This window comes from Delftia tsuruhatensis NBRC 16741, assembly GCF_001571325.1.
GTDB lineage: Bacteria > Pseudomonadota > Gammaproteobacteria > Burkholderiales > Burkholderiaceae_C > Comamonas > Comamonas tsuruhatensis.
Genome location: NZ_BCTO01000048.1, coordinates 80,863 through 88,785, shown reverse-complemented (window position 1 = coordinate 88,785; position 7,923 = coordinate 80,863). Strand labels below are relative to the sequence as shown.

The window sequence follows — 7,923 nt, the reverse complement described above, 5'->3', positions numbered from 1 at the left end:
CCGCGCCTGCCGGCACGGGCACGGTAGACGTGCGCATCACCACCGCAGGCGGTACCAGCGCCACCAGCGCGGCCGACCAGTTCACCTATGTGCCCGCACCCACGGTGACTTCCGTCTCGCCAGCAAGCGGTTCTTCGATTGGTGGCACCACGGTCACCCTGACCGGCACGAACTTCACCGGCGCCACGGCCGTGACCTTCGGCGGCACGGCAGCCACGGGCTTCACGGTCAACAGCGCCACGCAGATCACGGCCACAGCGCCTGCAGGATCGGCGGGCACGGTCGATGTGCGCGTCACAACGACCGGCGGCACCAGCGCCACCAGCGCGGCCGACCAGTTCACCTATGTGGCCATCACGGTGACGCCCGCGACGCTGGCCGGCACGCCCAAGGTAGGCGTCTCGTTCAGCGAGACCCTGACCGCCAGCGGCGGCGCAACGCCCTACACCTTTGCAATGGCCGGCGGCAGCACGCTGCCCACAGGCCTGTCGCTGTCGCCCGCCGGGGTGATCAGCGGCACGCCCACGGCGGCCGGGGCCTTCAGCTTCACGGTGCAGGCGACCGACAGCAGCAGCATCAGCGGCCAGCGCACCTACAGTGGCAGCGTGGCGGCAGCCACGGTGGTGCTGACGCCTGCAGCTTCCACGCTGCCGGCCGCCACGCTGAACACGGCCTATGCAGGACAGACCTTCACTGCCAGCGGAGGCACGGCGCCCTACACCTACGCCAGCAGCGGCACGCTGCCGACCGGAATGACGTTCAACGCCAGCACCGGTGTTCTGAGCGGCACGCCCACCGCGGCGGGAAGCTTCACCTTCACCATCACGGCCACGGACTCCTCCACGGGCACGGGTGCTCCGTTCACCTCGGGCAGCACCAGCTACACCCTGGTGGTGAACTCCACCAACGCCGACCTCAGCGCCCTGGCACTGAGCAGCGGCACGCTCGCACCGGGCTTTGGCGCAGGCACCCTGGCCTACACGGCCACCGTGCCCAACGCCAGCAGCACCGTCACGGTGACGGCCACCGCAGCCGATGCGGGCGCCACGATCCTGGTCAACGGCGCAGCGGCCTCCACCCCGGTGGCGCTGAATGTGGGCAGCAATACCGTGTCCATCGAAGTCACGGCGCAGGACGGCACGACCAAGAAAACCTATGTGGTGACGGTGACGCGCGAGGCCAGGCAAAGCGCATCGGGCTCGGGCGTGGATCTGGGCATTGCCAACAGCAGCCCCACCTGCACGCTGACTGCGGCCAACTTCACCTCGCCTTCTGCCGTGGCCGGCTCGCTGGGCCCGCTGCCGGCGGCCTTCACCTACCCGCAGGCCGCCGTGGACTTCACGGCCAAGCAGTGCGCCCCCAGCAGCACGCTGACCGTGACCCTCACCTTCACGTCCCCCGTGCCCGCCAACGCGCAGCTGATGAAGTACGACGCCACCGCAACGCCCAAGTGGCAGCCCTTCACGCCCACCATCAGTGGCAACCAGGTCAGCTACACCATCGTGGACGGCGGCCTGCGCGATGACGACAAGACGGTCAACGGCGAGTTCGTCGATCCCGTCATCCTGGCCCTGCCTGGAGCCCCCGCAGGAGCGCAGAGCATCCCCACGCTGGACCGCTGGGGCCTGCTGCTGCTGTCGCTGATGGCGGGAGCCGCCGGCTTCGTGAGCATGGCGCGCAGGCAGCGTACCGGACGTTAAGACGCGTCAACAAGCAACCCGCGCTGCTGCATGTCGGCAGCGCGGGTTTGCTTTTGGTGCTCTACAGAAAGCCCCGTGGCGCGAGACAATCGCCCCCATGACCACCGCGCCGATTCCCGTTTCCGCAGATCCCGCCGCCTCCGCCGACCCCATGCCCCAGCCGCCCGAGCAGCCCGACCTGGACGCCTGCTGCGGCAATGGCTGCGACCCCTGCATCTTCGACAGCTATGACCTGGCCATGGACGAGTACCGCCAGGCGCTGCGGGCCTGGAAGGCGCGCAACGAAACGCCAGCGGGCCAGGGATAGGAATAGGGATCGGGGTAGCGCGATCAGTCCACGCGGGCGATCAGGTCCAGCTCCACGGCCGCGCCCTTGGGCAGCTGCAGCACGCCCACCGAAGTGCGCGTGTGGGCACCCACGGGGCCCAGCACCCGGGCGATGAGGTCGGAGGCGCCATCGGCCACCTCGCTTTGCTGGGTGAAATCGGGCGCCGAGCGCACATAGACGGTGATGCGTGCAACGGCGCGCACGGCATCGAGCGAGCCGGCCGCGCGCTGCACGAAGGCCAGGGCCCGCATGGCACAGATGGCGGCGGCCGTTCTGGCCGATGCCAGGTCGATCCCGGCGCCGACCGTCCCCACGTAGAGCACTTCATCGCCCACGCGGGGAATCTGCCCGCTGACGAACAGCTGCTGGCCGTCGCGCACGACGGGGCTGTAGTTGCCGCCTATCTTGATCTCGCCATCGAAGCGGTGGCCGAGCTCAAGGGCGGCCTGGGCGAAGCGTTCATCTGCTGTCATGGTCTGGTGTCCGGAGTAAGGCAAGCGCGCAGTCTAGAGCCTGTGGTGCACCGGCGCCTGCAGCGGCTTCAACTGCCCGTGGACGCGTAATGCCTCACTCCCATGCGCCAGGCGCCCGAGGCCAGCCAGAGGAAGGCAAAGCCGGCCAGCGGCGAGACCCAGCCCAGCCAGGCTGGTGCGCCCAGCGGGTCGGGCTTGCCCAGCACAGCCAGCGCCGGGTAGTAGGCCACGCAGGCCAGCGGCACGGCGAAGGTCAGCAGGCGGCGGAACCACTGTGCGTACAGGGCCAGCGGGTACTGGGCGGCCTCGACGCTGCCGTAGCTCAGCACATTGGCGGCTTCCAGGCTTTCCACGGTCCAGAACGAGAGCGCACCCTGCAGCACCAGGATGCCCAGGAACAGCGCCACGCCGCCCGCCACGGCGAACAGCGCCACGGCGACGGCCTGGGGCGTCCACGCCACGGCGCCCTGGGCCGTGGCAAAGCCCAGCACCAGCAGGCCCTGCAGCAGGCGGCCCAGGCGGCTGATGCGCACGTCATGGCCCATGAGCTGCAGCCACACGGGGCGCGGGCGCAGCAGCAGGCGGTCGAAGGCGCCCGTGCGCAGGAACTGCGTGCCCAGCACGTCGAAGCCCCGGCCCAGCGCATCGGCCAGGGCGAACATGCAGTTCACCAGGCCATAGAACACGGCCACTTCGCCGATGCGCCAGCCCTGCACCTCGCCAAACCGGTGGAACAGCGCCCAGACGGCGATGACCTCGATGCCCGTGACCAGGAACTGGCCCAGGGTCAGCATCAGCGCCGAGGCCGGGTAGCGCGCCTGCCCGCCCAGCGAGGCCAGCGCCAGGCGCAGGAACATGGACAGCGATCCTTTTTGCTTGGCCATGGTCTTCACCCTCCCTGCACTTCGAGCCGGCGCATGGTGCGCGCCATGGCCGCGCGGCCCAGGGCCACGATCACGGCAATCCACAACACCTGCAGCGCCAGGCAGGCCAGCATCTGCGCGCCGGCCATCTGGCCGAAATAGATGCGCGCAGGGATGTCCATCACGCCCGCCAGCGGCTGCAGCAGCAGCGCGGCCTGCCAGGCGTCGGGCATCAGCGCCAGCGGCAGCAGGTTGCCCGACAGCACGATGACCACGGGCGCGGCCAGCGTGTTGATGCCTTTTTCATTGAGCGCGGCGGCAGCGGCAACGTTCAGCAGCATGACCAGTGCCGTGGACAGCAGCAACGCCAGCAGCATGGAGGCGGCAAAGCCCAGGCCTGCGGCCCAGCCGGCCGGCGGCTGCCAGCCCCAGGCGCCCAGCCCCGTCAGCGGCAGGGCCAGCCCTGCAAACGCCACCATCAGCGCCACGCGCGGCAGCACGCGCGCGGCGATCCAGCCAGCCGAGCGCACGAACCACAGCGCATAGGCATCCACGGGCCGCAGCCGGTCATAGCCGATGGCGCCCGTGCGCACGGCCAATGCCACGTCGGGGTCGCCGCTCCAGGGCAGCAGCGCGAACAGGCCCTGCGCCAGCCAGGTGTAGGTGATGGCGTGCTCCAGCGAGATGGGCGCGCCGGCCGATGCCGAGGCACTGCCGTAGAACGCCGCCAGCACCATGGTCTTGATGGCGCCCCACCAGCACTGCGTGGCAAAGCCCGCGTAGGCGGCCGTGCGGTACTGCAGCATCACCAGGAACCGCGATGCAAAGGCCGCCACATAGGGGCGCAGGAGTTCACGCAGCGTCATGCCGGCTCAGCCTTCGGCCGCTCCGTGCATGGCGTAGAAGCGGGCGATCACGGCCTCGATGGCCATGTCTTCTCCATTGCCTTCGCCATCACCACCTCCACGCCCCTCGCCCTGCGCTGCCACCACCTGGGCGCGCAGCGCATCGACCGCGCAGTCGGCCAGCACGCGGCCATGGCCGATGACGATCACGCGCCGCGCCAGCGCCTCGATGTCGTGCATGTCATGCGTGGTCAGCAGCACCGTGGTGCCGCGCTCGCGGTTGGCGCGCAGCACGAACTCGCGCACGGCCAGCTTGGAGGGTGCGTCCAGGCCGATGGTGGGCTCGTCCAGGAACAGGATCTCGGGCTCGTGCAGCAGGGCCGCGGCGATCTCGGCGCGCATGCGCTGGCCCAGGGACAGCTGGCGCACGGGCTGGTCCAGCACGCGCTCCAGGTTCAGCAGCGCCACCAGCTCGTCGCGCGTGCGCCCGTAGCGTGCGGGATCGACGCGGTACAGGTCGCGCAGCAGGTTGAAGCCATCGCCCACGGGCAGGTCCCACCACAGCTGCGAGCGCTGCCCGAAGACCACGCCGATGCGGCCCACATGGCGCTGGCGGTCGGCGAAGGGGTCGCGCCCGTCCACCTCCACGCGCCCGCCATCGGGCCGCAGGATGCCCGACAGGATCTTGATGGTGGTGGACTTGCCCGCGCCGTTGGGGCCGATGAAGCCCAGCAGCTCGCCGCGCTCCAGTGCGAACGACACGCCATCCAGCGCCTGCACCGTGCGATGGCGCGGATGCACCAGCGCGCGCAGCGCGCCCATCACGCCGGGGTCGCGCTCATGGATGCGGTAGGTCTTGCGGAGGTCGTGGACGAGGATCTGGGGCATGGCGCTGGGCGGTGAGGTAAGCGCAGAGGGGGGGCACAGAGGGGGCGCGATTCTACACAGGACCGGGCTTTGCTATCCTGCGCGCAAATTCGCGGATGGAAATCCGCCTTGCCGCACGCACGCACGCACGCACGCACGCACGCACAAAGGAAACACAACATGGCCGCTGAAGGCAATGCAAGCCAGCTCGTAGGAATCGTCACGCTGCTGGGGGCCGCCGTGGTGGCCGTGCCGCTGTTCAAGCGGCTGGGCCTGGGCGCCGTGCTCGGCTACCTGGCCGCCGGGCTGGCCATAGGCCCCTACGGGCTGGGCCTGGTGACGGACGCGCAGACCATATTGCACGTGGCCGAGCTGGGCGTGGTGATGTTCCTCTTCGTCATCGGGCTGGAGATGAAGCCTTCGCACCTGTGGGACCTGCGCGGCCAGATCTTCGGGCTGGGCAGCCTGCAGGTGGTGGTGTGCGCGCTGCTGCTCACGGGCGTGGGCATGGCCTTCGGCTTTCCGTGGCAGGTGGCCTTCGTGAGCGGCGCGGGCTTCGTGCTGACCTCCACGGCCATCGTCATGCAGGTGCTGGCCGAGCGGGGCGACATCCTGGCGCCGCGCGGCCAGCGCATCGTCTCCATCCTGCTGTTCGAGGACCTGCTCATCGTGCCGCTGCTGGCCGCCGTGGCCTTTCTGGCGCCGGCCGATGCGGCGCCCGTGGCCACCTCGCCCCTGTGGCAACGCGCGGGCGTGGCCCTGCTGTCGCTGGGCGCGCTGGTGGGCGCGGGCCTGTGGCTGCTGAACCCGCTGTTCCGCATCCTGGCCAAGGCCAAGGCGCGCGAGGTGATGACGGCCGCCGCGCTGCTGGTGGTGCTGGGCGCCGCCCTGCTGATGGAGATGGGCGGCCTGTCCATGGCCATGGGCGCCTTTGTGGCGGGCGTGCTGCTGTCCGAATCCTCGTTCCGCCACCAGCTGGAGGCCGATGTGGAGCCCTTCCGCGGCCTGCTGCTGGGCCTGTTCTTCCTGGGCGTGGGCATGGCGCTGAACCTGGAGGTGGTGGCGCTGAACTGGCGCATCGTGGGCATGGGCGTGGTGGCGCTGATGCTGGGCAAGGCGCTGTGCATCTACGCCGTGGCCCGCGTGGCACGCAGCAGCCATGCCGATGCGCTGGACCGCGCCATCCTCATGGCCCAGGGCGGGGAGTTCGCCTTCGTGCTGTTTGCCGAGGCGCTCAAGCTCAAGGTGCTCAGCCCCGAGGTGCATGCCAACATGACGGCCATCGTCGTGCTGTCCATGGCCATCACGCCGCTGGTGGTGCTGCTGCACAAGCGCCTGGCCGGCGCCCAGGCCGTGTCGCTGGACGGCGTGGAGGCGCCGCAGGACCTGCGCGGCAACGTGCTGGTCATCGGCTTCGGCCGCGTGGGCCAGATCGCCAGCCAGGGGCCGCTGGCGCATGGGGCCAGGCTGTCCATCATCGACAACGACCCCGACGTGATCCGCAACGCCGAGCCCTACGGCTTCAAGGTCTACTTCGGCGACGGCGCGCGCGCCGACATCCTGCATGCGGCCGGCGCCAGCCATGCCAGCGCCATCCTGGTCTGCGTGGACAGCAAGGCCGCCGCCACGCGCATCGTGGAGAACGTGCGCCACGAATGCCCGCACGCCCGCCTCATCGTGCGCGCCTATGACCGCGAGCACGCGCTGGAGCTCATCCAGAAGGACGCCGACCATGTCGTGCGCGAGAGCTTCGAGTCCGCCCTGCTCATGGGCCGCCACGCCGTGCTGGCCCTGGGCGCCACCGAGGACGAGGCCCGGACGCTGGAGTCCGAAGTGCGCGGCCGCGACACCGAGCGCTTTGCGCTGGAGACCGCCGGCGGCACCTTTGCGGGCCGCGCGCTGCTGCTGGGCAATATCGAGCGCATCGATCCGCCCCGGCACGACAAGCCCACCGCCAGGGACTGAGCGCGCAAGGGCCGCAGGGGCCGCAGGCCCCGCTCAATGCCGCTGGTTGATCTGTATGAGATTGCCGCAGGTGTCGTCGAACACCGCAATCGTGACCGGCCCCAGATGCGTCGGCGGCCTGGTGAAGCGCACGCCGGCCGCGCTCAGGCGCTCGTACTCGGCCTGCACGTCGTCCACGCCGAAGAAGGTGGCCGGCACGCCGTCGGCATGCAGGGCGGTCTTGAACGGCCTGGCGGCCGGGTGCATGTCGGGTTCCAGCAGCAGTTCCACGCCATCGGCATCGCCGGGTGATGTCAGGGTGAGCCAGCGCGCGTCGCCGCCCATGGGAATGTCGTGCTTGAGGACGAAGCCGAGCACGTCGCGGTAGAAGGCCAGGGCCTTGTCCTGGTCGTCGACGAGCACGCTGGTGATGACGATCTTCATGGAATGCTCCTTGTGTCGCTGCGCAGGGCACGCACCGGGTACACACCTGCCACCACCGGCATGCCGCTATTTCAGCAGGAAGGTGACGGGCACGCGCGTCCACATGCTGTCCGGCACGCCGTCGCGCGTGCCGGGGACAAAGCGCCACGTCCGCACGGCGTCCAGCGCCTCCTGGTCGAGCAGAGGATAGCCGCTGCTGTCTGCCACATCCACGGCCAGTGCCTTTCCGCTGGCGCCCACCAGAACCCGCAGCACCACCTTGCCTTCCTGCTCCAGCCGCCTGGCTTCCTTGGGATAGGCCGGCATCTTGTTCTCGCTGGCCTGCCTGTCGGGCACAGGCTGCACCACGCCTGCCGCAGCCGGGCCACCGGCCAGCAGGCCCAGGGTCAATGCAAGGATGGCGCAGCGCATGCGGGGCATTCGGAAGGCTCCTGGATGGGGGCGGGATGGGGGACTGGA

9 protein-coding genes are annotated in these 7,923 nt (G+C 70.0%); 3 read left to right on the top strand and 6 right to left on the bottom strand.

What is annotated here, in order from left to right:
* Nucleotides 1-1,700: IPTL-CTERM sorting domain-containing protein (locus DTS01S_RS22425; protein WP_156493783.1), on the top strand; the 1,700-nt coding region annotated here is incomplete at its 5' end.
* Between the two features lie 97 nt (nucleotides 1,701-1,797).
* Complete coding sequence (locus DTS01S_RS22420; protein WP_013800552.1) at nucleotides 1,798-2,007, top strand: oxidoreductase-like domain-containing protein; 210 nt, start codon at nucleotides 1,798-1,800, stop codon at nucleotides 2,005-2,007.
* A 23-nt stretch (nucleotides 2,008-2,030) separates the two neighbouring features.
* Here DTS01S_RS22420 and DTS01S_RS22415 read toward each other — a convergent pair whose 3' ends face one another.
* The 4 genes from DTS01S_RS22415 to DTS01S_RS22400 all read right to left on the bottom strand — a co-directional run bounded on the left by DTS01S_RS22415 (nucleotide 2,031) and on the right by DTS01S_RS22400 (nucleotide 5,097).
* The gene (locus tag DTS01S_RS22415; protein WP_012207603.1) at nucleotides 2,031-2,501 is read right to left on the bottom strand and encodes a RidA family protein; all 471 of its coding nucleotides are present in this window, start codon (nucleotides 2,499-2,501) and stop codon (nucleotides 2,031-2,033) included.
* Between the two features lie 68 nt (nucleotides 2,502-2,569).
* Nucleotides 2,570-3,385, bottom strand: coding sequence for an ABC transporter permease (locus DTS01S_RS22410; protein ID WP_012207604.1), 816 nt, complete (start codon nucleotides 3,383-3,385; stop codon nucleotides 2,570-2,572).
* Between the two features lie 5 nt (nucleotides 3,386-3,390).
* Nucleotides 3,391-4,230, bottom strand: coding sequence for an ABC transporter permease (locus tag DTS01S_RS22405; protein WP_061288931.1), 840 nt, complete (start codon nucleotides 4,228-4,230; stop codon nucleotides 3,391-3,393).
* Between the two features lie 6 nt (nucleotides 4,231-4,236).
* The gene (locus DTS01S_RS22400) at nucleotides 4,237-5,097 is read right to left on the bottom strand and encodes an ABC transporter ATP-binding protein (RefSeq protein ID WP_016448361.1); all 861 of its coding nucleotides are present in this window, start codon (nucleotides 5,095-5,097) and stop codon (nucleotides 4,237-4,239) included.
* Between the two features lie 159 nt (nucleotides 5,098-5,256).
* Between DTS01S_RS22400 and DTS01S_RS22395 the strand changes: the two genes are divergently transcribed.
* The gene (locus tag DTS01S_RS22395) at nucleotides 5,257-7,041 is read left to right on the top strand and encodes a monovalent cation:proton antiporter-2 (CPA2) family protein (RefSeq protein WP_046239598.1); all 1,785 of its coding nucleotides are present in this window, start codon (nucleotides 5,257-5,259) and stop codon (nucleotides 7,039-7,041) included.
* A 33-nt stretch (nucleotides 7,042-7,074) separates the two neighbouring features.
* Here DTS01S_RS22395 and DTS01S_RS22390 read toward each other — a convergent pair whose 3' ends face one another.
* Together DTS01S_RS22390 and DTS01S_RS22385 are read right to left on the bottom strand one after the other, a co-directional pair.
* The gene (locus tag DTS01S_RS22390; RefSeq protein ID WP_012207608.1) at nucleotides 7,075-7,464 is read right to left on the bottom strand and encodes a VOC family protein; all 390 of its coding nucleotides are present in this window, start codon (nucleotides 7,462-7,464) and stop codon (nucleotides 7,075-7,077) included.
* A 66-nt stretch (nucleotides 7,465-7,530) separates the two neighbouring features.
* Nucleotides 7,531-7,884 carry an energy transducer TonB gene (locus DTS01S_RS22385; protein WP_012207609.1) on the bottom strand — a complete coding sequence of 118 codons (354 nt, stop codon included), beginning with the start codon at nucleotides 7,882-7,884 and terminating at the stop codon, nucleotides 7,531-7,533.
* Between the last annotated feature and the right edge of the window lie 39 nt (nucleotides 7,885-7,923).

Bases quoted from the DNA above. Each gene is read 5' to 3' on its own strand.
- DTS01S_RS22410 (WP_012207604.1), bottom strand. From the start codon at position 3,385: ATGGCCAAGCAAAAAGGATCGCTGTCCATGTTCCTGCGCCTGGCGCTG.
- DTS01S_RS22395 (WP_046239598.1), top strand. From the start codon at position 5,257: ATGGCCGCTGAAGGCAATGCAAGCCAGCTCGTAGGAATCGTCACGCTG.
- DTS01S_RS22415 (WP_012207603.1), bottom strand. From the start codon at position 2,501: ATGACAGCAGATGAACGCTTCGCCCAGGCCGCCCTTGAGCTCGGCCAC.
- DTS01S_RS22390 (WP_012207608.1), bottom strand. From the start codon at position 7,464: ATGAAGATCGTCATCACCAGCGTGCTCGTCGACGACCAGGACAAGGCC.
- DTS01S_RS22405 (WP_061288931.1), bottom strand. From the start codon at position 4,230: ATGACGCTGCGTGAACTCCTGCGCCCCTATGTGGCGGCCTTTGCATCG.
- DTS01S_RS22400 (WP_016448361.1), bottom strand. From the start codon at position 5,097: ATGCCCCAGATCCTCGTCCACGACCTCCGCAAGACCTACCGCATCCAT.
- DTS01S_RS22385 (WP_012207609.1), bottom strand. From the start codon at position 7,884: ATGCCCCGCATGCGCTGCGCCATCCTTGCATTGACCCTGGGCCTGCTG.
- DTS01S_RS22420 (WP_013800552.1), top strand. From the start codon at position 1,798: ATGACCACCGCGCCGATTCCCGTTTCCGCAGATCCCGCCGCCTCCGCC.